Consider the following 24,899-nt stretch of genomic DNA (forward strand, 5'->3'; position numbering starts at 1 on the left):
ATTGTTTTTAAGAATGCTGCTCAAGCAAGCACTTGTCAAGTACAAGCCCGATTAACTACAACTTCCCAACAATATTCACAATAAAAATCGCTTAAAAGATCGCTTTTAACGTTTCGTTAAAACCTGACCATGCCCGTTTAATGCGCTGTGTTACTGATAACTTGTCCCCGTCTTCGGTCTCAACGAGGGTTTCCTGGGTATCACTCTGGCTAAACATCAGCAAACCAGCCACTGTTGCGTACTGGGAACGACGTAAAGCCGCCTGGTGCTGTTCATCTGCATAGACCTGTACCGGCGGATTGCCCAGATGTGCAGATACACCCAAGGTACGGCGTACAAAGCTGACCATACCTTCAATCTGACTGGCATCACCAGTCAGCACCACACCATGATACAGTCCCTGCATCGCGCCATGGTTCACCAGTTCATCACGCACCAGACCCATGATTTCTTCATAACGCGCCATGATAATTTCAGTCAGTTCAATCCGGCTAATGGTTTGTGGTCCATCAATGCCCTGGAACTGAATCATATGCTCTGGTTTAACCACTTTTAGATCCACACAGCCATAGAGCAATTTCAGACGTTCTGCTTCTTCTGTCGTGGTCTGTAAAACTGCTGCAATATCACGGGTCACATGTTCACCGCCACGCTGAATGGTATGGGTTAACGCCAAACGGCCATCCAGATAAACAGCGACATTGGTCGTTCCCGCACCGATATCCACCAGACACACGCCATATTCTTTTTCATCTTTGAGCAGGCTGGCTTCAGCAGTAGCCAGACAGGACACCACCATTTTCTCCACACCAATATTGGCCCCTTTTAAAGCGCGGTCAATATTCTGCATGGTGCTGATCGGTAACATCATCAAGTGATAATGCCCTGTCATACTATGTGCTGACATACGAATCGGGTTAAGTACCCATTCCGGTGCATCATCCAGCTCGAAGCCTAAAGGCACCGCACTGACCAGATAATGATCTGAGGTGACATGACTGGCTTTGGCCAGCTCAAGTGCCCGCACCACTTCACTGGTCGTAATTGAATGTTCACTATTATCAATGGTGGTACGACCCGAGGCATAAAAGCTTTTTAGTTCAGCACTTGGGATCGAAATCCACGCAGAATGCACACGACATTCAGCCATATCTTCCGCTTCTTGTACGGCGTTTTTAATGGCGGTAATGACTTTATCGAGACTGACAATTTTTCCTTTATTCATGCCTCGGTTACGAGCGGTCGCCATCCCAATCACTTGGATATTGTCTGGCGCGTGTACCTTACCAATCAAAACTGAAACTTTGTGTGTCCCAATGTCAATCGCCACAACCGAGGGAACAGCTTCACTCATTATTAACTACTACCATTACGTGTTTGTTAGATTTATGGCTTTATAAGGCCTCTAGTTTTTAAAGCCGGTCATTATGGCTTTACTGTTACATTATTCTCAACGCCCGTGTCATTAATGGTTACAATAAATTGACCATTTACAATTTTAGGCGGAATTGAATTTTTCCATTGAATCGCCAATCCATTACGATAACGCAGGTCAATCGCTGAAATTTTTGACCATACCGGTTTTAGTTCGCTATAGGACAGATGACTCAAACGTTGCAACTTGCTCATGGTCTGGTCTTTATCGACAATCACACGCAAACCTGAATCAAACTGCATAAACCAGGTCATTCGTTCAGTTAAATATAATTCTTTTAAACGAATACCTTGTGGTAAAAATAACTGGTTGATTTCATTATAACGTCGCATCATGGTATTTGCATGAGTAGATGGTCCATGCAGCAACGGTAAAGCTGAATAATCTTTAGGGCTGACTTCAGTGAAAATAATGCCACTATCACTCAGCAGTCGTCCTGTACCCCATCGGGCAATAGCATGATGCGGCATTACCCGGACATGAATCTTGTCTGGCCAGGCACGAGATACCACCACACGGTCCACCCAGGACAATTCCAGTGCGCGGTCACGAATCGATTCCAGGTCCGAAGTGAAATAGTTTTCAGTCACAATCGGTGATACGTACTGCATGACCTGGCGCTCTTCAGCTGTTGTACGCGTTCCTGCCACTTTCAGCTCTGCTACCTGAGCATCAGTCATCACCTTATACAGGCCAAAAATCCCAAAAGCCAGCACCACCAGCGCGACACACAACAAGGCCCAACCACCCAGGTTGGTTAGTTTCTCTTTGCGTGTCGGCGGCTTGTCGTGAATTGAGGTAATCGCAGCACGTTTACGGCGCATGGTTGCTGGGAGTTGAGCCATAACTTAGTGTGCCGCACCGTTTAATGTTTGTTCCAGAATCGCTACACAGAGCGCATCAAAACTATAGCCGACGGCTGCTGCCGCTTTTGGTACCAGAGAGTGACTGGTCATCCCCGGAACAGTATTCACTTCCAGTAACCAGAACTTACCCTGTTCATCCTGCATTGCATCAATACGGCCCCAGCCACTTGCACCCACCGCCTGGAAGGCACGTAGAGCCAAAGCTTGCAATTCTTTCTCTTCAGACTCGCTTAAGCCACATGGAATGCCATATTCCACATCATTACGCTGATATTTAGCTTCATAGTCATAGAAAGCCACATCTTCTGGCGGTTGCAGACGAATGACAGGTAGGGCCTGACCATTCAGAATTACAATGGTAAATTCACGGCCTGTGATCCATTTCTCTGCCATAACCACGGCATCATGTTCAGTGGCTTTGGCAATCGCATCAGCAAAGTCTTCTACTTTTTCAACTTTACTCATGCCAATACTCGAACCTTCGTGTACAGGCTTAATGATCAGCGGCAAATCTAGAGCAGATACAATTTCTTGCGCATTCGAGTTCTTGGTCACGATACGATATGGCGCAGTAGGTAATTCTGAACCCTGCCAAACCTGTTTGGTTTTGACTTTATCCATACCAATGGCAGAACCCTGTACGCCTGTACCGGTATATGGAATATTCAACCATTCCAGCGCACCCTGAATCTGACCGTCTTCACCGCCACGACCATGCAATACCACAAACGCACGATCATAATTTACCAGCTCGGTAACACTACGCTCTTGTGGATCAAACGCTTCTGCATTGACCCCAGAACGCATTAATGCCTCAAGTACGGCGGTTCCACTATCTAGCGAAACCTCACGCTCTGCAGATTTACCACCCAGCAATACGGCAACTTTTCCGAATTTTGAAGCATTTGACACGTTTATATCCTTAAACTTTTTGAATCTGTTCAATCAGTCATAACATGACTATTTTACTTTACATATAAATGATTTTGAGCAAGTTCGATTGAGATTGCTCCAACATTACCTGCGCCTTGGGTTAATAACAAGTCATTTGCTTGCAATACCTTTTTCATCACCTGGCTCAGGTTCCCCTCAACCGGATCAATCAGGATTGGTTCAACTTCCCCACGTAAACGGATACTACGTGCCAATGCGCGGCTATCTGCACCTACAATTGGCTTTTCCCCTGCCGGATACACTTCAAGTAAGAGCAGCTGATCAACTTGTGAAAGCACTTCTACGAAGTCATCAAAACAGTCACGGGTACGGCTGAAACGGTGCGGCTGGAACATCATCACCAGACGGCGATCTGGATGGCTGGCACGAGCCGCTTTAATAGTGGCTTCTACTTCTTTTGGATGGTGACCATAGTCATCGACCAGTTTCACATCGCCGCCTTCAAGTTCGAATTGACCTTGTACTTGGAAGCGACGACCTACACCACTGAAGCCTTCCAGTGCACGGCAAATAGCTGCATCGGATACGCCTTCATCCGTTGCAATCCCAATTGCAGCCAAGGCATTGAGTACATTGTGCAGACCCGGCTGATTCACAGTCACGCGTAGCGGCTCACGATCTTTACGTAATACGGTAAAGTGGCTGCGCATACCTTCCTGTACGACATCGACGGCACGAATGTCATTATCTTCATTAAAACCATAAGTCAGTAATGGACGACCAATACGTGGCATGATTTCACGGATATTGGCATCGTCACCACACACAACCGCTAAACCATAGAATGGCAGTTTTTGCAGAAACTGGATAAAGGTATCTTTTAAAACATCGAAGCTACCGCCATAAGTATCCATATGGTCAGCATCGATATTGGTCACCACGGCAGCCATTGGTTCTAGATACAGGAATGAGGCATCTGATTCATCGGCTTCTGCCACGATATAACGACTTGCACCCAAAGCGGCATTCACACCGGTACGGTTTAGCAAACCGCCGATCACATAAGTTGGATCCAGATTTTCTTCTGCCAGCATACAGGTGATCAGGCTGGTGGTTGTGGTTTTACCGTGAGTGCCTGCAACCGCGATCCCGTGACGGTAACGCATCAGCTCACCCAGCATTTCTGCACGACGGACTACCGGTGTACGGGTTTCAAGAGCTGCCTTGATCTCCGGGTTTTCCTTATCAATCGCGGTAGATACCACGATGACATTGGCACCCTTAATATTGCTGGCTGCATGGCCGATATAGACCTTGATACCATTTTCTTCTAATTGAGCCGTAGTTTTAGAGGCCTTGATGTCTGAACCAGAAACTTTATACCCCTGGTTTTTCAGTACTTCCGCGATCCCGCACATCCCTGCACCACCAATCCCTACAAAATGGATATGCTTGATCCGGCGCATTTCCGGGACTTTAATTAATTTCTTTGCTTGGTCTGCTGGGGTTACTGGAGACATAATTTACTCGGATTACAATTCTTGAATTAAACGGACCACATGCTGGGTCGCATCGGGTTGAGCCTGACGGCGTGCTTTGATCGCCATTTCCATCAATACCTGACGGTCAAGCATCGGCTCTAATAAGGTTTTTAAACTGTCTGGCGTCAAAGTAGCCTGCGGGCAGATTTTGGCTGCCTGCTGATTGGCCAGGAATTTGGCATTCGCAGTTTGGTGATCATCAACCGCACTTGGTAGCGGTACAAAAATCGCAGCTACACCAGCAGTTGCAATTTCAGTAACTGTCAGTGCACCGGCACGGCAAATGACCAGATCGGCGTCGCTATAAGCTTGGGCCATATCTTCAATAAACGGCTGAACTTCAACCTGCAAGGAGGCGGGTTTGTCTGCATAACGTGCGCGCGTTGCTTCAGCATGATTTTGACCACACTGATGATAGACATTTAACGGCACATTCAACTGTTTCAAGGCTTCCGGCACACGTTCATTTAAGGCTTGTGCCCCAAGTGAACCACCAACAATCAGAATTCGTAGCGGCTGGCCAGCTTTTTCCCGCTCCTGATAACGCCAGGACGGATTTAAAATTTCTGTAATTTCTTTACGTACCGGATTACCGGTGGTTACTACTTTGTCTTGTGCCGGGAAAGTATCAGGAAAAGCCTGACATACCATTTTAGCGACCCGTGACAACTGGGTATTGGTAAAACCCGCGACTGCATTTTGCTCGTGAATAATCACAGGAATACCCAGGATCCGCGCTGCCAGACCACCCGGTCCTGCCACATAACCGCCAAAGCCTGCAACAGCTTCGACTTTGAGCTGTTTCATATGCTTCATAGCACTAAGAGTGGCTTTTAAAATTTTAAACGGGGCCAAGACTTTACGCACAAAACCATTGCCACGCACACCTTGAATATCGATTTGATAAATTGGAATATTATGGTTTTTTAATAATCGGTTTTCCATGCCCGCTGGTGTTGCCAACCAGGACACTTCAATTCCTTGTTGTTGTAGATCTTTTGCAACGGCTAACGCTGGAAACACATGTCCACCCGTACCTGCGGCCATCATCATGACATGTTTAGGCTGTTTTTGCTGAGCGTCGGTCACGGTCTAATTCTTCAATTAAAAAATGAAACAGGAGGTCTAATTTAAGTCATCAATTGTAATCACAAACGCTTGCCCTTGAAAGTTTATTTACCTTATTTCAACAAGCGTTTCATTGTTTTTTTCATACTAATTTGAAGTTTAAACTAGTTTTATTATAAGGTCTGCATTTTTCCTTAGACTTAAGTGAAATATAAGCATAATTTTTAAATATTTTTCATTTAATCTTTTTATAGTCATTTCCTAAATCTATACATTTTTCACTAATTACTGCTATTTTTCCATTTAATTCATCCTATTAACTTATGCCTAAATCATATAAATCTGAATAAAATTTTATGTTATCCCTATCTCTATATAAATTTTTTTAAATTGATCCGCCTATTCCTTAACTGGACTCAAGCATTATAGATGTCAAAAATATCAATTCGTGATCTATGGATTATTTTAGCCGGTTATCTGGCGGCCATGCATGTCGGCAAACTGTCTGCTATTATTCCTATTCTGCAACAGGATTTAGGCTTAAGTTTTACGCAAGCCGGGTTTTCCCTATCTTTAGTACAAGGGGCCGGGATGCTATTCGCCCTTTGTATTGGTGCTTTTTCGGAAAAAGTGGGTTTAAAGCGCTGCATGATTTTGGCGTTAATCATTTTAGGACTGAGCAGTATCGCTGGCCTTTGGATTCAGCATGCCACAGCCTTATATTTCTTCCGCTTTACCGAAGGGATTGGATTTTTAACTATTTCCTTGTGCGCGCCTGCAATTTTAAAACGGATCAGTCGGCCTGAAACACTGAATTTTAAAATGGGGCTCTGGAGTTCCTATATGGGTGTCGGTGTCAGTCTTGCTGTTTTTAGTATTCCTGTTTTACTCGAATACCTGAACTGGCAGAATATTTGGGCTATTCTCGGCAGTCTATGCTTGATTATTGCAGGCATCATTAAACGATACCTGCGAATAGATTCAATGGCATTTGCATCTAACACAATTCCTCAACCAGTACCGTCAAATACTTCATTCTGGCAGATTGTCAAAGTTACCCTTACCCATCCACCCATTCTGTGTTTAGCTATTATTTTTGCCTGTTATACCAGTCAGTGGATTACCGTGACCGGGTTCCTGCCCAGCATGTACGTCGAACATGGTATTGATTTAAAAGTTGCAGGCGTTCTGGTTTCAATCGTGGTACTTGCCAATCTGGGCGGCACTTTTGGTGCAGGTATGTTGTTACAACGTGGCTGGAAACCCAAGACGCTATTCAGTACCGGATTTACAGCCATGCTGTGCAGCAGCTTTCTGGCTTTTGCAGCCAGTTCATGGCTCATGTTCGACTTACAGTTTATAAGTGCTGTACTGTTTTCACTGATTGGTGGAATTATCCCGACCACTGTTTTTGCCATTACTTTGCAGCATGCCCCGCGTGCCAATGCCGCAGCAGCCAGTGTGGGTCTGGTTTTACAGCTTTCAGCCTGTGCTCAATTTTTTGTGCCGCCTTTGAGCGCAGCACTGGTTTCGACTACACAGAATTGGGCTTATATCGCGGCAGTTACCGCCAGCCTCTCTATATTAGGAATCTTAATGACCCTGCTTTTATTCAAGCATTATGCCCAATAAAAAGAGCCTCAGACGAGGCTCTTTTTTATTATTGAAAGCTTAGGCTTGACCCAGACCGGCTTCCAGTACATCAAACAGGTCATCTGCAATGGAGGTACCAAACTGAGTATCAATTTCACGGATACAGGTTGGACTGGTGACGTTAATTTCAGTGACATAATTGCCAATCACATCCAGACCGACAAATACCAAACCTTTTTCTCTGAGATAAGGCCCCACTTGCGCTGCAATGGCTCTATCATTCTCAGTTAATGGACGTGCTTGACCTAAACCACCTGCTGCCAGATTGCCACGCACTTCACCATTTTGCGGAATACGGGCCAGACAATACGGTACTGGTTCGCCATTGATCATCAGGATACGCTTATCCCCTTCTACAATTTCAGGAATATAACGCTGTGCCATAATCGGCTGGTTACCATTGTTGGTCAGAATCTCAATGGTTGAGCCAATATTGATACCATCCTGATAGAGACGGAAAATTCCGGTGCCGCCCATACCATCCAATGGTTTTACAATCACATCAACATGCTCTTTTAAAAATTCACGGATCAGGCTTTGTTGCGACGTTACCAAAGTCGGAACTTGCAGGTGCGGGAACTGAGTAGCAAACAGCTTTTCATTGCAGTCACGCAGGCTTTGCGGTTTGTTGATAATCCATGCTCCTTCACGTTCTGCCTGTTCCAGAATATAAGTGGTATAGACAAAGTTCATGTCGAATGGCGGATCTTTACGCATCAGCACCACATCATAAGCCGCAATCGATTCTTTTTTCTTTTCACCCAGTTCGTAGTAATGGTTATAGTCTTCAAATACCTGCAAAGGCGAGATCAGACCAAAGGCCTTACCTTGGTCGATATATAAATCTTGCTGTAATGCATAACCCAGTTCATGTCCACGGCGTGCAGCTGCCCATAACATGGCCATGGTTGAATCTTTTTTCAGGTTTACATTTTCGATGGGATCCATCACAACAAGTACGCGCATGTCTCTGTGCTCTTTCTTAAAAATACATTAGCAAGGAGTATAGCCTGTGCAGTTTCTTTTGTTTATGGTGATTTTGCATGACTAATTTTGTATAAATGCTTAAATACTTTAATCAACAAGAGCATTTATCATGCAGCAGGCAATTGTCGGCTTTCATCTGGATGAAGAAAATCATTGGGTCGCTGAACTGGCCTGTGGTCATGGTCAGCATGTGCGGCATGATCCACCTTGGCAAAACCGTCCTTGGGTCATGACCGAACAAGGCCGTAAAGAAAAACTGGGCGTCTTATTGGACTGCAAAAAATGTGAAATACACGAGGATTAATATCTTCTAAATCAAATCAGTATATATACTCACCCTGAGTATTTTATCTCGTTTAGAAAATTGATTAAAACCTGAATAAAAATAATAATACCTTGCTTATAAATGCATTATCTTTCAACTAAATACATCTAATTTTATGATTTAACGATTATTTTTCGAAATCATGGTTCCCAGCATAATAATAAAGGTACTGACCCCGCCAATCAGTAAGCTCATCAGAGCAATTTCCAAAGTGATCTTATGATGCCAGCTCTGATCAGGAATCCAGGGCAAATTCAGATTTTCCCCAAAGATAAAGTTAATAGTACATATAATCAGAAAGCCAATCGTTGTAGAGATCAGTAAAGTCACCACCAAGTTTTTCCACATCTTGTAGCCTACCAGCATGACAATAATGGCTAAACCTACCACCGTTATAATCGATATAAATAAAACACTGTTCCAGTAATCCATTCCTAGTACTCTTATTTTAAATCAATTAAAATTATGAAATTCTTATAATTAATTACGTAATGTTTATTTTAATATAGGCAGATTACAATTTGTAAACAATGACCATAACTACCTTATTCATTTTATTTGTAAAGGGACTTTATGGGGGGGTAATTCATTCTTTAATGAGTTTCTTTAAAAAATATTGTTCTTTTTTGATAGAAAAATTTTGATCAAGATTTATATATTGAGAAGAATATTTAGATAGAATTTAATTTTGAAGAAGATAATATAATTTATCGAATTCAAGGTTTATTTAGATCAAAATTTCTATCTTATTATTTATATTTCTTTTAAATACAATCGCCTGAACAGAACTTCTCTTCCCATAAAAAGTAAAGCCCTAGATTACTAGGGCTTATACATCTTCATGTGGTGAATTGGATTTTAGATTCCGTATTTCACACGATAAGCTTCCATTTTCGCCAATGCTTCGCTATCGCCTTTTGCATCTAGGTAATTCATTAAATCTTTCATAGTAATCAGTGCATGTACTGGAATTTCCAGCTCTTTTTGTACTTCCTGAATAGCAGATAATTCACCTTGGCCTTTTTCCTGACGGTCAAGAGCAACCAGTACACCAGCAATTTGCGCACCGGCATTTTTCAGGATAGTGACCACTTCACGAATCGCAGTACCGGCTGTAATCACATCATCAATGATCCAGACTTTTTTCCCTTCCACTGAAGCACCGACCAGCACACCACCTTCACCGTGATCTTTGGCTTCTTTGCGGTTAAAGCCCCATGGCACGCTGACGCCATGATTTTGAGACAATGCCACTGCTGTAGCCGCTACAAAAGGAATGCCTTTGTATGCTGGTCCAAAAATCACTTCAACATTGTCACATTCAGTTAATTTTGCAGCATAGCCAGAAGCCAGTAGTGACAAGGCTTCACCATCATTGAGCAAGCCAGCATTAAAAAAATAAGGACTCACACGTCCTGATTTTAAAGTAAACTCACCAAATTTAAGCACACCACGTGATAATGCGAGTTCGATAAAAGCTTGCGGGTTAAACTGAGCTGGCGTTGACATGAGGTGCTCCTAAATCCATTAATTAAGGGTAAGACTTGCGCATGATACCAAAGAGTAGCTATCCAGGTGATCAAAAAATTCTTCGTGTCGTTTCAATTAATGTCAACGGTTTACGTTCCTCTGTCAGCAAGGGCTTGCTAGAGTGGATCGAACAGTCTGATGCCGATGTGATCTGCATGCAGGAAAGCCGGATTACCCATGCGCAGTGGACTGATAAATTTAAGCCTGAAGGCTGGTATACCCACCTGTTCCCTGCCGAGCGTCCAGGTTACGCGGGTACAGCGATTTACAGCCGTCTGCCTTTCGTTTCGATTACCGATGGTTTGGGTTTTGAACTGGCCGATTCTCAAGGTCGCTTTATCTCGGCAGAATTTGACTTGGGTCTAGAAAAAACAGCACATATCTGTTCGCTGTATTTACCTTCAGGTTCTTCGGGCGATGAAGCGCAGGCACGTAAAGATCACTTTCTGGAAGAGTATAAAAAGATCCTGAAACAATGGCGCGATGAAGACAAATCCATCATTGTCTGTGGTGATTACAATATCGTGCATAAACGTATCGATATTAAAAACTGGTCCGGTAACCAGAAAGCATCGGGCTGCTTGCCGCATGAACGTGCATGGTTGGATCATATCTATGATGAACTGGGTTATGTCGATACGTTCCGCGAAGTCCGTAAAGAAGCCGAGCTATATTCCTGGTGGTCGAATCGTGGTCAAGCCCGCGCCAAGAACGTGGGCTGGCGGATTGACTATCAGGCCTGCTCACCGGACTGGAAAGACCGTACTGTAAATGCCTGGGTCTATAAAGATGAATGGTTTAGTGACCATGCACCCGTGATTATTGACTATAAAATCTAAAACTGACCGAAAGATTGAGTGAACATTCGTTCACTCAATTAAGGTTTATTACCTACACTACATGACGTATTTTCAGGTTTATCTTCAGACCCTAACAGCGCATGATACTCACACGGCACAGGGATATGTCAGGATGACACTATAAGGACAGGACGCCGTAGGAAGAAAATAAAACAAACTATCAGATTTAGCTTGTTTTTCATGGATGTGACAACGGACGTTGTATTGAGACCCGCATAATCAGGATGATTAGATGCGGGTTTTCTCATTTCAGTACCTTCATTTTTTTCTTATTCTTAAACTTTACCATTTACTTTTTAATACCCATTCTGCTCTTAAACGATGTCAATCGAATGACATGTCTTTTAAATATTGCTTAAAAACAAGCTTCTTGGAAGCACATAGGCGATCGGCATAAATTCAGCTAAGCTAAGCCATCAATAAATAAACTGTTTGGGATACAGCGAGCATGCTCAAGATTTATGGCATTAAAAACTGCAATTCGATGAAAAAAGCTTTTGATTTACTTGATGAACTGGGATTGGCTTACGAATTTCATGATTATAAAAAACAGGGAATTGACGCGGATACGGTTAAAACCTGGCTGGATGCTTTAGGCCAAGATGTGGTACTGAACAAGAAAGGCACTACCTGGCGTAAACTCACTGCAGAAGAACAGGAAAATGCGCTTGCCAGTGAAGATAATCTGATTACCGCCTTAACTACTCATACCAGCTTAATCAAACGTCCGGTATTACAGACTGCAACTGGTTTTATCGCTGGTTTTGATGAAGCCGCTTATCAAAAGCTAAAAGACTAATCATCCCAGATGAGCTGGAAGAATAAAAAAAGCCTGACTTCTGTCAGGCTTTTTTATGGTAGTTTTTAGAGAACGGTCATGATCTATTATTTGGCACGAATCCAGGTTTGGTTACGACCTAAAGCAGACACGCCGATATAACCGCGCAGCTCAAGCTTCTTGCCACCATCTGTCAGGTTGCCTTTCAGCTTATAAGTTTTACCAGATTTTGGATCTAGGATCGAACCACTGTCATAGCTGGTTCCGCCTGTATTTTTCAGGCCTTTCACAATCGTTAAACCTTTCAGCGATTTATTGTGATACGGACCTTCACATTTTGTACAAGCATTTTCTTCACCCGGTGTTAATACCGATTGGATGCTTGCAGATAATGTCCCATTTTTTTGCTCAGTAAATTTTACTATAGCCTTTGGTTGTTTGGTTTCGTCGTCAATCGTTTTCCAAACGGTACCATTTAAAGGATCTGCAGCATTGGCCAGCGCAGATAAGCCGAGTAGTCCTAACATTAGCGTAATTTTTTTCATTTTTCTTCATTTCCCTAGTCTGAGATAGACCGATGTAGTATTAAAAAGTCACAACATTTTTGCAATTTTTACCTGTGACTATTTAGTGTAACCTTGTAAATATTGTTGGTAAATAATCTACATAATCAATAAAAGCAGAAAAAGATGGAAAGAAGATGAAGATGAGCCCCGTGACGAAACAATTAATTACAGAAAGTCTTTTAAAAGCGACCATCCGCGCGCCTAGTCGGTTCAATCTTCCTCCAAGCTCCTTACGGGTCGCACTGGAGCAGATGTGCAAGATTTTTCCGCAAGATAAGTCCGTACAAATCCGTTCGCTCCGGCTGGCAGGTGTACATGCCGAGGAAGTCAAACCACAGCAGGAATCCAGCCAGCTGATTTTCCATATTCATGGTGGTGCTTTTTATCTCGGTTCCTTAAATACCCATCGTGCCTTTATGACCCAGATTGCCGCTCGCACCCAGATGCAGGTACTGCATATTGATTATCCTCTGGCTCCTGAATCTGCTTATCCTGAACCTTTGGAAGCTGTGCTTGATGTCTATAACCTGTTATTAGATCAGGGCATTCAGGCTAAGGACATTGTTCTGTCCGGAGATTCATGTGGCGCTAATCTGGCGTTGGCGTTGGCACTCAAATTACAGCAGGAAGGCCTGCCACAGGTGAGTGGACTGATTCTACTTTCCCCTTTCCTTGATCTGACCCTGACCAGTGAATCACTACGCTATAATCAGAAACATGATGCCCTACTGTCGATTGAAACCCTGAAAACCGGGATTCAGTATTATGTACCGAGTACAATGGATCGTGGCGATCCGGAAATTTCCCCATTTTTTGCCGATCTCAGTGGTTTGCCACCGATGCATATACAGGTGGGATCTAAAGAAATTCTGCTGGATGATGCCACACGCTTCAAGGAAAAAGCGGAACAGGCTGGTGTCGAGGTTGAATTCAAGTTATATACCGGGATGTGGCATAACTTTCAGATGTTTAGTGCCTGGTTTGAAGAGGCTCGACAAGCGCTGGCGGATCTTTCAGAATTTGCTCATCGTCTGGATCAAGACTAGAAATTTAAAAGAAGCCATAAAAAAGGTCAGCGATTGCTGACCTTTTTTTGTTCATTCATTTTCTATCGAATTTTAGATCTGGCTGACCTGCGCCATCGCAGTTTCAATTGCCTGCTGTTTCGCTACATCACCCATATTGACGCCTTCAGCGCGAATTACGTGCACATCAGTTACGCCAGTAAAGTTAAATACAGTTTTCAGGAAAGCTTCCTGGAAATCGACTGGGCTTTGTTCGCCATAAACACCACCGCGGCTACTGGCAATATAGACTTTCTTTTCACCTGCCAGACCAACTGGGCCATTTTCTGTATATTTAAAGGTACGTCCCGCCACACTAATGCGGTCAATCCAGGCTTTTAAAGTAGAAGGTAGGCCAAAGTTATACATAGCAGCCCCAACCACCACGATATCCGCCTGTAAGTACTGCTGTAAAATCTGTTCACCTAAAGCCGCCTGCTCAAGATTTTGACCCATCAAAATTTCGGCAGTTAAATGTGGAATCGGCTGTGCAGCCAAGTCCAGATATTCAAGCTCAACAGCCTCACCATGTTTCTGTTGAAGCTGTCCCACAATAGCTTGAGTCAACTGACGGGAAATAGAGGCATCACCTAAAATACTGGAATCAATCTGTAAAATTTTCATTGCTTAATCTGGTCCGTTCATTGTTCGGGAATGGACATAGCTTAATAAACTTTAAATAATGAAATAATGGGTTTAAATAAAACACTTCATTGCGTATTTAGAACAATAAATTTCCAGCTTAATTTTTCTCCTTTTTTTTAATTTTTGATAAATATTACTGATTATCAATGAATTAATTTTATGTTATATTTCTGTAAATAATTAAAGCAATATTTTTCCATCTTTTAAAAACTTAGCAATAACAATAAAGGTCAGACCTGTTGTATGAAGCGAATGTCAGCAGTATTACAAAAATTCCAGAATCATCGACTCAAGAAATATCTGATCGAAGATGAAGTAGTGATGAACTGGGGGATTTTGAAAAAGTGTATCCTGATGCTGGCACTTGGCTGTGGCATACATATCAGCTGGCTAAGCTGGGACCTGTTTGTCCTGTTACATCCGCAATACTGGCAGCATGTCCATATTGATGTCGTTCGTTCAGAGATTCACATGAATGGCCTGTTTTTACTGGCGCTGGTTCTTTTGATTTATCCCTGTTATAAATTTCAAGGCAATGCACTGATAGAACGATATTTTCCTTATCTGGCAGTGGGTATCTTCGTCGTTTCCTTATGTCGCGACGCCTATATCGTGGGCGTGATCAGCCCGGTAGCCACGATTGCCTATGTTTGCCTGATGACGGTAGGACTGGTCCTGTTTCACCGGAGACTGGTCTATAGCATGCTGATTCCCGCCTCCCTGTTTCTGGTGACTTGTGCCTATCTAAGCTTTACCCAGCAACTGCCTTATTCGCCACTCTTCAATATTCAGGATCAGTTTTTCCATAATAGCTTCTGGCTATTATCAATGCTGTATTTTATCCTGCCAATTCTTGCTGTCTGCATGATTTTATTTGAGATTTTACTCAGTCAATGGCGTTATCGCGAACAGCTGATTAACCATCTCAGCCAGATTGATCCTCTGACCAATCTGTTTAATCGCCGTAGTATCAATCAATGTCTGGATCAGTTAAATAGTACTGCGACTTTTAACTATGCCCTGGTGCTGCTAGATCTGGATCATTTCAAAAAGATCAATGATTACTATGGACATCACAAGGGCGATGAAACACTGGTACAAGTCAGTGCGGTACTAAACCAGCAATTGCGTGAAAGCGATGTCGTCGGACGGTTCGGTGGTGAAGAATTTATTCTGGTCCTGAATAATTCCAGCCTGGAAAAAGCCCAGCAGGTTGCAGAGCGTTGCCGAAGCGCGATCCAGCAACTACAGATTTTTAGTGATGAAGGACAATTGATCCCGGTGACGGCCAGCTTTGGCATTGCTATTTCAAAACCAGAATTACGCCCACAGCAACTTTTAAGCCAAGCCGATCAGGCCCTTTATCAGGCCAAAGCCGGTGGACGGAATCAGGTGAAATCTTATCTGGAACCTTTGAAAGTTCAACCAGCCTGATATTTTTATCGGCCTTATTCACTTTAAAGCATGTACCAGAAAAGCTTTAAAGTGAATGCTAGAGCTGTTCTAAAAGCTGTAGCTGTGCCAATAATTCTGCTTTACTAAATGCGCCAGTCAAACGTAAGCTGCGAATCTCCTGCTGCTTATTATCAAGAAATAAATAGGTCGGTGGTCCCAGAATTTCCCATCGGTTAAGTAAAGCCTGATGCGTAGCATCATACTGACTAAGATCAAGCTTGATCAGAAAATAAGGGGCTAAGGCCTGCTGGACAGCAACTGCCTTTAATACTTTATGTTCAATCGGCTGACAGGCCACACACCAATCAGCATAGACATCAATAATGACCTTCTGCCCTTGCGGTACTGTAGCCAATAACTGTTCAAATTCAGTGGCCGTTTTTGCTATATGCCAACTCGCCTGTTGTTGGGCAGTTTCAACAAAAAAACGCTGACTATGCTGATACTGACTATATGTAATATAAGGCACTGCAATAGCCAAACAGATGATATAGAGCCAGCGCAGTCCGGTATTTTTCCAGAATAATCGTGCCAGAACATAAACAACAAAGCTTAAGCCCAGCCCTAGCGACAGCCACTGCAATGCCGCTTCTGAAATCAGCGGACGAATAAAATACAAGGCCAAAGCTAGCATAATGAAAGCAAAGAGCACTTTCACCTGATTCATCCAGTGCCCGGCTCGAGGTAGAATACGTGCCCCCATAATACTGGCCAGCAGCAACGGGGTGCCCATACCGAAACCCAACGTAAACAACAGCACTGCGCCTTGCCATTGGTTCTGAGTCTGGGAAATAAATAATAAAGCACCGGCTAATGGTGCCGTCATACAAGGCCCAACCAGCAAGGCAGAAACAGATCCCATGATCGCAGCGCTAACCAGAGTTCCCCCTTGCTGCATCGCCTGAACCCGGTCCAGACGTTGCGTCAGACGCTGTGGCATTTTAATTTCAAACAGGCCAAACAAGTTGAGGGCAAATACCACAAATAATGCACTAAATGCCATCAGGGTGGCAGGTTGCTGTAACCAGCGCTGAAAGTTGAGTCCGGCTGAAGACGCGATCAAGCCTAATACCGCATAGACTGCGGCCATACTGCTTACAAAGCTTAGGGCAATCATCCAGGCCTTGATGCCTTTGCTATCACGAACAATTAATGAAGTCAGAATTGGCAGCATCGGCAAAGAGCATGGCGTAAATGCCAGCAAAATGCCCAAGCCGAAAAATAACAGCAATCCATAAGCCAGCGAACTTTCAGCCAGACGTGCAGACCATTGCTGATCTTGTGCCGAGTCGCTGCTGGATCGTGTAGAAATGACTTCGACGATTTTGCTGTCTGTATTTCCTGATTCTAGATCATCAGCAGAATTTGCCATAATCCGGTTGTGTTGCGAGGAAGAGCTGCTTAGATCCAGTAACCTTTTATTACCCGAGCCAGTAGATTCATATTGCACCAGACCGGATAAGTCAGTCTTAAATTCAATGGTTTGGGGTGGGTAACAAAGCCGGTCTTTGGCACAGCCTTGCCAGCTGACCTGATAAGTTTGACCCGCCTGTGTCGGAATCTGAACTTTTAATTGCTGATAATAAACCTGGGTATGACCATAGTTTTCATCATATAGATCTTCAGCGGGTGGTAGTTGCAAGGTCATCGGCTGACTTCCCTGCTTTAGCTCTACCTTATGCTGATAAAGATAATAGTTTTGTGGAATTTCCCAGCTAAGTTCAGTCTGTTGCTGAGTGACTGAACTGATACTCAGAGGAAAAGCCTGCTCAGGCGACAATAAGGGCGCTTCTGCCTGAGCAATATTGCTAAGCAACACTGTGCCCAATAAGACTGGAGAAAATACTTTTCTCCCGATCTTAAACTGAAGTGCTTTGGTCATATCGAAATAAGAGCAGCTTAGAATAGGAACGATACGCCCAAGCCTGAGAAGTAACCTTTATTCTGGCCTTCCAGATCCACCCCGATACTGGCATCAAGTTGTACCTGATCATTCAATGCATACATGACACCAGTCCCTAGTGCATATTCATTATTCTGACTTTCGGCTTTACGATAAATCAGTTCCGAATAACCTGACCAGCGCTTAGTAATCTGATAGCCTAAAGTCGGAATCGCAGTAATCGCCCAGTTGCTATCCTGCCATTCATAACGCATGGTCAGTGCAGTATTCACCAAATCATTATATTGATAAGCAACTGCTGAGCTCAGACTGTAAATATCTTCTTCATTGCTAAAATTAGCATTACCTGTGGCAATAATGGCTTCAGCCATCAGCGCCATACTGAGTTTTTCATCATCCAGATCAATGGCTTTTTTCAGGCCAATACTGACATCGCCTAGACCATCATCCTCTTCAGTCTGGCTATTGAACTTGGTTTGTGACCAGGCCGGACCGGCCCAGCCTAAACGTAATTCCAGATCATCAGTCAAACCGGTACGCAACAAGACGTCGGCATTTAAAGTGGTTTGTTTCAGCTTGCTTCCATCCACAGTCGCTTCGCTATAAGAGAAACTCGGTAAACCCTGTTCCCAAGCTAACTGACCCACTGGAACTGTACTAGTGCCCAGACCTTCACCTGGTCGGTCAAACTCTACCGCTGCACAAAGCTGTGCACTGACACCCGTCAGTGCCATCAAACCCAATATTCTTAAAGTTGTCTTCATCTTGCTGGAGCTCTTTCTTAAAATTTAATGTAATTCCTTGGTCATTTTTGCGCCATGACTACGCAATAATTCTAGGGTCTGTTTTTCTTCTTCCAGTGCTTCTGCCCAGTTAATTTCATCAAAATCACAATCAAAGAATAAATCACTAATCGATGACAGAATGGTTAATCCTTCTTCATCCTTGCTATTCGGATTGACTTTTTCTTCTAATAGGCGCTGCACTGCAGGTACACAGGCTGCACTGGCCGCATCCCAAAGCGGGCCATAAACTTCTTCAGCATCCCAGAGATGCAAATTGACTTTAGCCTGGATCAGCGCTTCCAGAATCTGTAAATGTACATCCAGACGTTGCTGTTTTTCTTCAGCAGTTAAGGGACTGCCCGCTTCATAAGCTTCGCAGACTTCTTCCCACCATTTGAACAGGCCATCTGACCAGATGGAAATAACTGGGCCTTTTTCCAGATCAATAAAATTCGGGTTAAGTCCATCTGCCAAAAGCTGTTTGACCTGACCCAGATTGAGTTCTTCGAGTGCTTGCACAAAAAGCTGTTGTTGCGCAGTTAACATGATGGAGCTCACTTCAAATTCGTTTTTCACTATTATGCCGAATAAAGCGGGATTTGTTTTGTTCTCATTCGTTTATTTTATCTAAAATTGAAAAAAGCCCCGTAGGGGCCTTTTTCATCTGCGAATTATTTATTGTTCTAGATCTGTACCCGTATCTTCTTCCGCAAGTTTTAGCGGAGTGCTACGTACGTTATCTTTTTTCTCAATCACATGTTCCAGACTGCGTTTTAAACGGTCGATGGCACCATGAATGGCAGTATCAACATTATGACCATGATGGTTCACGACAATTGGCTTCAAGCCGGCAGGACGTGCTTCGATCATGCAGCGAATATCATCATCGCCTCCTTTGGCGGCATTTTCATCGCTAAGATGCACTGAGAAATGGGTAATACGCTCACTGTGGCGCTGAAATTCCTGATTTAATTCGGTACGAACGTAAGTAATTAGACGATCACTATTGCGAATGTTTTTATCGGTACGGAGTTCAATGTTCATAAAATACCATCCTCAAATCATTTTAACTTTTTAGTGCAGAATTTTTATCTTGACACGTGTATAGCTTGCTGTTTTATATTGCATTTCAAATCTTCAAATCGCTTTGGATAAAACCCTCCAGATTGAATGATGAACACATTTTTGAGTCTGCAGAACCGTGTTCCTATACTTCGAATATCGGTCCTCTCTTGAAAATATGCAAGTGATATTTTGATTTTTTTAGCAAAAGGACAACCAATCGTGACAACTGCTTACCGGATCGTGATTGACCTTCCAGATTTGGAACAATCGAAATACTATTCACATGACCTTCCCAAAATTAAAGCAGTCTTTGCCCTGTTCATAAAAGATCTATGTAATTACTTTAATCAGCTTCAAAATTGAGTCTCAATTCTTAAAATTAATTTAAATATAAAAATTTAACTCGCTTCAAATATCCTATAAACCTTCTTCTCCCAATATCTCAAATTATCATCAGCTCAGGACGATGAAATATTTCTGTCAGTGATCAATTTTGACTTTATTTTTACTTATTAATCTGTATCCTTAAGCTGCTTTCTCGGGGGAGATATTTAAATGAAATTTACACAAATCGCGGCACTTTGTGCATTGGCTTCAACAGCAGCTTTCACTCAGGCAGCAGTTTGGCAGGATTTTAGTTTGACAGGCCTATATGGCGAAAATTATGCACATCCTGTAGGTATGGTTGATGATTTAGAACAGTCAACCATTACGGCTGAATATGCAGCTGGTTTAAAATATGGTGATATCTTCGCCTTTGCTGACCGTACTAATAATGATCTCAGTGGTAATGAAACTTACTTTGAAGTTTCACCACGTTTAAGCTTAGGTGCGGTCACTGGCCAAAAACTTGAAGCTGGTCCAATTAAAGACGTACTTATTTCTACTACTTGGGAAGGTGGTGAAGGCTTTAATAATTACCTATATGGTATTGGATTTGCTCTAGATGTTCCTTATACCAGTTATGCAAACATCAACTTCTATAAAGTTGATAATGAAAAAGGTTCTGAAGATGACTATCAGATGACCATTACTTATGCGGTTCCATTTAAAATTGGTAGTGAAGAATTCCTGGCAGATGCTTTCCTGGACTGGTCAACAGCTGAGAAAAACGATCATGCAAGTGAATTGAACTGGACGTCTCAATACAAATGGAATGCTGGTAAACATATCTCTCCTGAAACCAAATTATACTTCGGTATCGAGCATTCAGTTTGGAACAATAAATATGCAATCAAAGGCTTAGACGAACATAATGTTAGCGCATTGGTGAAATACCATTTCTAAGTTTTTAGAATGAATAAAGCAGAACTTCGGTTCTGCTTTTTTATTGCCTAAATTCAAGTTATGGTTAGATATTCTCTTTCTTTTTTGGCATCTGCTTATGAGCTTTGTTATTCGTCCTGCTCAAATTCAAGATCTGGAACAGATACTCCCGATCTACAATGCTGAAATCTTATACGGAACCTCAACCTGGAATAGCACGCCAAAAACGATCCAGGATTTTCAGAACATGCTAAGTGAATTAAATGCTCAGGGATTTCCTTTATTGGTGGCTGAGCATTCAGCGTCCAAGCAAATTGCAGGTTATGCGGATTATTCTACTTTTCGACCCATTCAGGGCTTTAAACACACTGTTGAACATTCTGTCTTTCTTCATGCAGACTTTATTGGGCAAGGTCTGGGTAAAGCTTTGATGCTCAAGCTGATTGAACATGCCCGACAAAATGCTATCCATGTTATGGTTGGTGCCATTGACCATGAAAATCAGGCATCAATTGCCTTACATGAGAAATTAGGCTTTAAACAAACCGGTTATATGCCGGAAGTTGGACAGAAATTTGGACAATGGCGCGATCTGGTATTGATGCAACTCAACCTGAATTAAACCAAAATATTTTATTTTTTATGTAAAACTTAATCTAATTGGATCAATAATCTGTTAGAAAAATTACTGATAGATAAAATTTTCTATTAAAACCAGAATAATGTCAGTTGAGTAAAATTATGAATAAGTGGCTTATCTTTATCAGTATTCTCCCTCTGAGTAGTTTCAGTTTCGCCAATTCAGACTTTGAAACTGAACTCCGATCCGAATGTGCCAAGGTGAAAAGCTATGCCAACTCGGGAAGAAAATTTTATGATCAGAAACAGTATCAAAATGCGCTAGGACAATTTCAACAGCAAGCTTCCTGGTCTGCTTTTTGTGAGATGCATAGTGAAAACAGTGGTGTATCTTTTTCCGAAAATGCCATTGCCACTGCTTTTAATAATGTTGGCTTAAGCTATTTTAAATCAGGAAAGCCACAATGGGCACGGGCCTGGTTCTCAGTCTTTCCTCAAGCCAAAAGCAGTCAATTTAATTTAAAACAGCTTCCTTCCCCGCAAAAAACTCAAAACTTGGCTGGCATCTATATACAGCATGCTGGCTTCGGTCACTGGAATACCATTCAAGTCAAACGGATTAAAAATTCTTATCAGATTCATTTTAATGGCCTCTATATGGGACTAAATAGCATGATTTATGGTCCAAATATAGGTGAATTTGAAACCACAATGCCTGTTAATAAAACCCAAACGACCTATCGATCAGATGACTGCAAAATTAATCTCAATTTTGCTTTTGATCCTAAACAGGGGCAGCAGGTAATTTTAAAACAGGACAGTGGCAGTTCAGGTTGTGGCTTTGGACATAATGTCTATGCAGATGGACACTATTTAAAAGTTGAGTCCTAAATTGAGTTGTTAAAAAAGCCCGCGATTGCGGGCTTTTTAATAGATATTAGCAGCAAGTCATTTTAAACAACGATATCTGCCAGATTACCTTTCTGTTCCAGCCAGTCTTTACGGTCACTAGCACGTTTTTTGGCCAAAAGTTTATCCAGTAAACCTGAAGTCAGGTGCACATCATCCAGATCCAGTTGCACCAGACGGCGAGTATTTGGATCCAAAGTAGTCTCACGGAGCTGGCTGGCATTCATCTCACCTAAACCTTTGAATCGGGTGATCTGCGGGTTCTTGGTTTTACATTTTTTCAGGATGCCTTCCAGTTCATCTTCATCCAGCGCATAGTGCACATCTTTAGCATCATCGATACGGAATAGGGGTGGCATCGCCACAAATAAATGTCCTTCTTCGACCAGAATCGGGAAGTGTTTTACGAACAGCGCACATAACAAAGTCGCAATATGCAAACCATCCGAGTCGGCATCGGCAAGAATACAGATCTTGCCATAACGCAGTTCAGACAGGTCATCTGAACCTGGATCGACCCCAATCGCGATTGCAATGTTATGCACTTCCTGAGAGGCCAGCACTTCATCCGAAGAGACTTCCCAAGTATTTAAAATTTTCCCACGAATCGGCATGATCGCCTGGAAATTCTTGTCACGTGCCTGCTTGGCCGAGCCACCCGCAGAGTCCCCTTCCACAATAAACAGTTCAGACTGATCCAGATCATGTCCAACGCAATCTGACAGTTTCCCAGGTAAAGTCGGACCAGCGACAATTTTCTTACGCTCAACTTTTTTGGCCGCTTTCAGACGGCGACCCGCTTTGGAAATCGCCATTTCTGCCAGTTGCATAGCGATGTCTGAATTCTGGTTTAACCATAGCGCAAACGCATCTTTGGCAATATTCTGCACAATGCCGGAGGCTTCACGGCTAGATAAACGTTCCTTGGTCTGGCCAGAAAACTGTGGCTCCTGAAATTTCAGCGACAGGATATAATTCACCCCATCCCAGACATCTTCTGCAGACAATTTCATATTCCGTGGCAACAGGTTACGCAGCTCACAGAACTCACGCATGGCATCGGTCACGCCTGAACGTAAGCCATTCACGTGAGTACCACCCTGTGCGGTTGGAATCAGGTTGACGTATGATTCCTGAATACTTTCTCCACCTTCCACATTCCAGCAGATGGCAAATTCTGCACTGGCACGCTCAGCATCACCTGTCGCCACAAAAGCAGGGGCCGGAATGATTTCACGGTCTTCCAGCTCATCCATCAAATAGTCGACCAAACCATTTTCAAACTGCCAGGTGATCTTTTCATCATTGATCTGGTCGATATAGTTAATTTGCAGACCAGCAGCCAATACCGCTTTGGCTTTTAAGTTATGTTTTAAGGCTTTAAGCGCGAATTTTGGAGAATCAAAATATTTGGTTTCCGGCCAGAAATGAACAGTTGTCCCTGTGGCACGTTTCGGTGCCTTGCCTTCCAGCACTTCTAGTGGTGCAGTCGGTTCACCATTTTCAAAGGCCATTTTATACAGGTTGCCGTGACGCTGAACTTCAACTTCTACGCGGCTAGAAAGCGCGTTGACGACCGAGATCCCCACCCCGTGCAGACCGCCAGAAAATTGATAGTTATCAGTACTGAACTTACCACCGGCATGCAGTTTGGTCAGGATAATTTCAATCCCGCTCTGACCATATTCCGGATGAATATCGACGGGCATACCACGGCCATTATCTTCAACCGATAATGAACCATCCTTATACACCGTGACCGTGACTTTATTGGCATGTCCCGCCAGTGCCTCATCGACCGCGTTATCAATCACTTCCTGCGCCAAGTGGTTTGGACGAGAGGTATCGGTATACATGCCCGGACGACGACGCACCGGATCTAGACCAGATAAAACTTCAAGAGATTGAGCCGTATATTGAGACACGTTATTCGGTTTCCTTTTTTATGCAGTCGGATAAAAACTGTAAGAGCAGCGGAATTTTCTCCGCAAAATCATCCATGCCATGGCTGCCATTGGCCTCGGTCATCAGCAGTGCAGGTGGACGAGCTGAACTATAATAGCGATGTGCTTCACGATAATCCAAAACTTCATCGCCTTGTTGTAACAGCACTAACATTTTGTCTGCATCTTGTGCAGTTGGTAGCGCCATGGCTTCGAGCTGGCCAAGATCTGCGTCATTCAGGCACCAGTTCGGATGAACCTGCAGGGGCAATTCATCATCAAACAGTTCACGAAACAGCTGCCATGGTCGCATTGCCGGATTGATCAGTACAGCCGGCACATGTGCTTGAGCGACCAGATATGTCGCATAGAATCCCCCGAGACTACTGCCGACCAATGCCACCTGATCCATCGACTGGATCAATTTAGAAATCTTCTGAATTGCAGCTATGGGCGGCATGTTCAAATCGGGTAAATGCACCTGAATATCCGGGTACTTTGCACAGTATTGTTCCAATAACTGGCCTTTAATTGAGCTGCTACTACTCTTGAACCCATGCAGGTAAATGATATTCATCGGCAATCAATAAAAAACAAACAAAATGTCAAAATTTAATTTAAAAGTGTGAAATACACTTCATTTTATAACCACTTAATTGCTTAAATTGTCTGACAAAAAAGCCTTTAATGTTATGCAATTCTCGCTATTTTAAGAGTATTCCGAATAAATTGAGAATCAAGAATACTGAAAAAAAGAATTTATACCGCGAAGTGCTCAAAAA

The 24,899-nt window shown here is 43.0% G+C and carries 26 protein-coding genes; 10 read left to right on the forward strand and 16 right to left on the reverse strand.

Annotated elements, in window-relative coordinates:
- Positions 1-91: 91 nt before the first annotated feature.
- From ftsA to murG, 5 genes are all read right to left on the reverse strand, one after another.
- On the reverse strand, positions 92-1,354 hold the full coding sequence (ftsA, locus tag FTU46_RS08160) for a cell division protein FtsA (protein ID WP_034170249.1): 1,263 nt from the start codon (positions 1,352-1,354) through the stop codon (positions 92-94).
- Positions 1,355-1,425: 71 nt separating this feature from the next.
- The gene (locus FTU46_RS08165; RefSeq protein WP_034170250.1) at positions 1,426-2,280 is read right to left on the reverse strand and encodes a cell division protein FtsQ/DivIB; all 855 of its coding nucleotides are present in this window, start codon (positions 2,278-2,280) and stop codon (positions 1,426-1,428) included.
- Positions 2,281-2,283: 3 nt separating this feature from the next.
- Positions 2,284-3,213: a D-alanine--D-alanine ligase gene (locus FTU46_RS08170; RefSeq protein ID WP_159123788.1), complete on the reverse strand. Its 930-nt coding sequence runs from the start codon at positions 3,211-3,213 to the stop codon at positions 2,284-2,286.
- Between the two features lie 53 nt (positions 3,214-3,266).
- Complete coding sequence (gene murC, locus FTU46_RS08175) at positions 3,267-4,715, reverse strand: UDP-N-acetylmuramate--L-alanine ligase (RefSeq protein WP_005232692.1); 1,449 nt, start codon at positions 4,713-4,715, stop codon at positions 3,267-3,269.
- 12 nt (positions 4,716-4,727) lie between these two features.
- Positions 4,728-5,825, reverse strand: a complete 1,098-nt coding sequence (murG, locus tag FTU46_RS08180) for an undecaprenyldiphospho-muramoylpentapeptide beta-N-acetylglucosaminyltransferase (protein WP_180104717.1) — start codon at positions 5,823-5,825, stop codon at positions 4,728-4,730.
- Positions 5,826-6,233: 408 nt separating this feature from the next.
- On the opposite strand from murG, the gene FTU46_RS08185 reads away from it, so the two are divergent.
- The gene (locus FTU46_RS08185; protein ID WP_180104718.1) at positions 6,234-7,436 is read left to right on the forward strand and encodes a CynX/NimT family MFS transporter; all 1,203 of its coding nucleotides are present in this window, start codon (positions 6,234-6,236) and stop codon (positions 7,434-7,436) included.
- Positions 7,437-7,475: 39 nt separating this feature from the next.
- On the opposite strand, the gene gshB is transcribed toward FTU46_RS08185, so the two are convergent.
- Positions 7,476-8,423: a glutathione synthase gene (gshB, locus tag FTU46_RS08190; protein WP_159124190.1), complete on the reverse strand. Its 948-nt coding sequence runs from the start codon at positions 8,421-8,423 to the stop codon at positions 7,476-7,478.
- A gap of 130 nt (positions 8,424-8,553) precedes the next feature.
- On the opposite strand from gshB, the gene FTU46_RS08195 reads away from it, so the two are divergent.
- A complete protein-coding gene (locus tag FTU46_RS08195; RefSeq protein WP_004781474.1) occupies positions 8,554-8,748 on the forward strand; it encodes a DUF3565 domain-containing protein in 195 nt (64 codons plus the stop codon).
- Between the two features lie 141 nt (positions 8,749-8,889).
- On the opposite strand, the gene FTU46_RS08200 is transcribed toward FTU46_RS08195, so the two are convergent.
- Together FTU46_RS08200 and pyrE are read right to left on the reverse strand one after the other, a co-directional pair.
- Entirely contained in the window at positions 8,890-9,201 is a 312-nt protein-coding gene (locus tag FTU46_RS08200) for a hypothetical protein (RefSeq protein ID WP_159124191.1), read from the reverse strand.
- Positions 9,202-9,627: 426 nt separating this feature from the next.
- A complete protein-coding gene (gene pyrE / locus FTU46_RS08205) occupies positions 9,628-10,278 on the reverse strand; it encodes an orotate phosphoribosyltransferase (RefSeq protein ID WP_125279724.1) in 651 nt (216 codons plus the stop codon).
- A 41-nt stretch (positions 10,279-10,319) separates the two neighbouring features.
- Between pyrE and FTU46_RS08210 the strand changes: the two genes are divergently transcribed.
- Complete coding sequence (locus FTU46_RS08210) at positions 10,320-11,138, forward strand: exodeoxyribonuclease III (RefSeq protein ID WP_159124217.1); 819 nt, start codon at positions 10,320-10,322, stop codon at positions 11,136-11,138.
- A gap of 469 nt (positions 11,139-11,607) precedes the next feature.
- Positions 11,608-11,958 (forward strand): Spx/MgsR family RNA polymerase-binding regulatory protein, encoded by a 351-nt coding sequence (locus FTU46_RS08215; RefSeq protein WP_180011101.1) that lies wholly within the window; start codon positions 11,608-11,610, stop codon positions 11,956-11,958.
- A gap of 86 nt (positions 11,959-12,044) precedes the next feature.
- Here the strand turns inward: FTU46_RS08215 and FTU46_RS08220 are convergent, their stop codons facing one another.
- The gene (locus tag FTU46_RS08220; RefSeq protein WP_004781465.1) at positions 12,045-12,482 is read right to left on the reverse strand and encodes a DUF2147 domain-containing protein; all 438 of its coding nucleotides are present in this window, start codon (positions 12,480-12,482) and stop codon (positions 12,045-12,047) included.
- Between the two features lie 155 nt (positions 12,483-12,637).
- On the opposite strand from FTU46_RS08220, the gene FTU46_RS08225 reads away from it, so the two are divergent.
- Positions 12,638-13,549 carry an alpha/beta hydrolase gene (locus FTU46_RS08225; RefSeq protein WP_180104719.1) on the forward strand — a complete coding sequence of 304 codons (912 nt, stop codon included), beginning with the start codon at positions 12,638-12,640 and terminating at the stop codon, positions 13,547-13,549.
- 72 nt (positions 13,550-13,621) lie between these two features.
- Here FTU46_RS08225 and FTU46_RS08230 read toward each other — a convergent pair whose 3' ends face one another.
- Positions 13,622-14,191 (reverse strand): FMN-dependent NADH-azoreductase, encoded by a 570-nt coding sequence (locus FTU46_RS08230; RefSeq protein WP_159124195.1) that lies wholly within the window; start codon positions 14,189-14,191, stop codon positions 13,622-13,624.
- A 264-nt stretch (positions 14,192-14,455) separates the two neighbouring features.
- Between FTU46_RS08230 and FTU46_RS08235 the strand changes: the two genes are divergently transcribed.
- Positions 14,456-15,646 (forward strand): GGDEF domain-containing protein, encoded by a 1,191-nt coding sequence (locus tag FTU46_RS08235; RefSeq protein ID WP_180104720.1) that lies wholly within the window; start codon positions 14,456-14,458, stop codon positions 15,644-15,646.
- A gap of 58 nt (positions 15,647-15,704) precedes the next feature.
- Here the strand turns inward: FTU46_RS08235 and dsbD are convergent, their stop codons facing one another.
- The 4 genes from dsbD to FTU46_RS08255 form a co-directional block, all read right to left on the reverse strand.
- Positions 15,705-17,549 (reverse strand): protein-disulfide reductase DsbD, encoded by a 1,845-nt coding sequence (gene dsbD, locus FTU46_RS08240; RefSeq protein WP_180104721.1) that lies wholly within the window; start codon positions 17,547-17,549, stop codon positions 15,705-15,707.
- A gap of 17 nt (positions 17,550-17,566) precedes the next feature.
- Positions 17,567-18,334: a transporter gene (locus FTU46_RS08245; protein ID WP_180104722.1), complete on the reverse strand. Its 768-nt coding sequence runs from the start codon at positions 18,332-18,334 to the stop codon at positions 17,567-17,569.
- Between the two features lie 24 nt (positions 18,335-18,358).
- Positions 18,359-18,901, reverse strand: a complete 543-nt coding sequence (locus FTU46_RS08250; RefSeq protein ID WP_004781453.1) for an ankyrin repeat domain-containing protein — start codon at positions 18,899-18,901, stop codon at positions 18,359-18,361.
- 129 nt (positions 18,902-19,030) lie between these two features.
- On the reverse strand, positions 19,031-19,399 hold the full coding sequence (locus FTU46_RS08255) for an HPF/RaiA family ribosome-associated protein (protein WP_005232722.1): 369 nt from the start codon (positions 19,397-19,399) through the stop codon (positions 19,031-19,033).
- 240 nt (positions 19,400-19,639) lie between these two features.
- On the opposite strand from FTU46_RS08255, the gene FTU46_RS08260 reads away from it, so the two are divergent.
- The 4 genes from FTU46_RS08260 to FTU46_RS08275 all read left to right on the forward strand — a co-directional run bounded on the left by FTU46_RS08260 (position 19,640) and on the right by FTU46_RS08275 (position 22,156).
- A complete protein-coding gene (locus FTU46_RS08260) occupies positions 19,640-19,783 on the forward strand; it encodes a hypothetical protein (protein WP_159124199.1) in 144 nt (47 codons plus the stop codon).
- Between the two features lie 192 nt (positions 19,784-19,975).
- Positions 19,976-20,707, forward strand: coding sequence for an outer membrane protein OmpK (locus FTU46_RS08265; RefSeq protein WP_180104723.1), 732 nt, complete (start codon positions 19,976-19,978; stop codon positions 20,705-20,707).
- A gap of 97 nt (positions 20,708-20,804) precedes the next feature.
- On the forward strand, positions 20,805-21,308 hold the full coding sequence (locus FTU46_RS08270; RefSeq protein ID WP_179991909.1) for a GNAT family N-acetyltransferase: 504 nt from the start codon (positions 20,805-20,807) through the stop codon (positions 21,306-21,308).
- A 119-nt stretch (positions 21,309-21,427) separates the two neighbouring features.
- Positions 21,428-22,156 carry a hypothetical protein gene (locus tag FTU46_RS08275; protein ID WP_166137503.1) on the forward strand — a complete coding sequence of 243 codons (729 nt, stop codon included), beginning with the start codon at positions 21,428-21,430 and terminating at the stop codon, positions 22,154-22,156.
- Positions 22,157-22,218: 62 nt separating this feature from the next.
- Here FTU46_RS08275 and parE read toward each other — a convergent pair whose 3' ends face one another.
- Both parE and FTU46_RS08285 read right to left on the reverse strand, forming a co-directional pair.
- On the reverse strand, positions 22,219-24,099 hold the full coding sequence (parE, locus tag FTU46_RS08280; RefSeq protein ID WP_166137506.1) for a DNA topoisomerase IV subunit B: 1,881 nt from the start codon (positions 24,097-24,099) through the stop codon (positions 22,219-22,221).
- 1 nt (position 24,100) lies between these two features.
- The gene (locus FTU46_RS08285) at positions 24,101-24,694 is read right to left on the reverse strand and encodes a YqiA/YcfP family alpha/beta fold hydrolase (RefSeq protein ID WP_180104724.1); all 594 of its coding nucleotides are present in this window, start codon (positions 24,692-24,694) and stop codon (positions 24,101-24,103) included.
- Positions 24,695-24,899: the final 205 nt, after the last annotated feature.

The organism is Acinetobacter sp. YH12108 (genome assembly GCF_013419055.1).
Taxonomy (GTDB): Bacteria; Pseudomonadota; Gammaproteobacteria; order Pseudomonadales; family Moraxellaceae; genus Acinetobacter.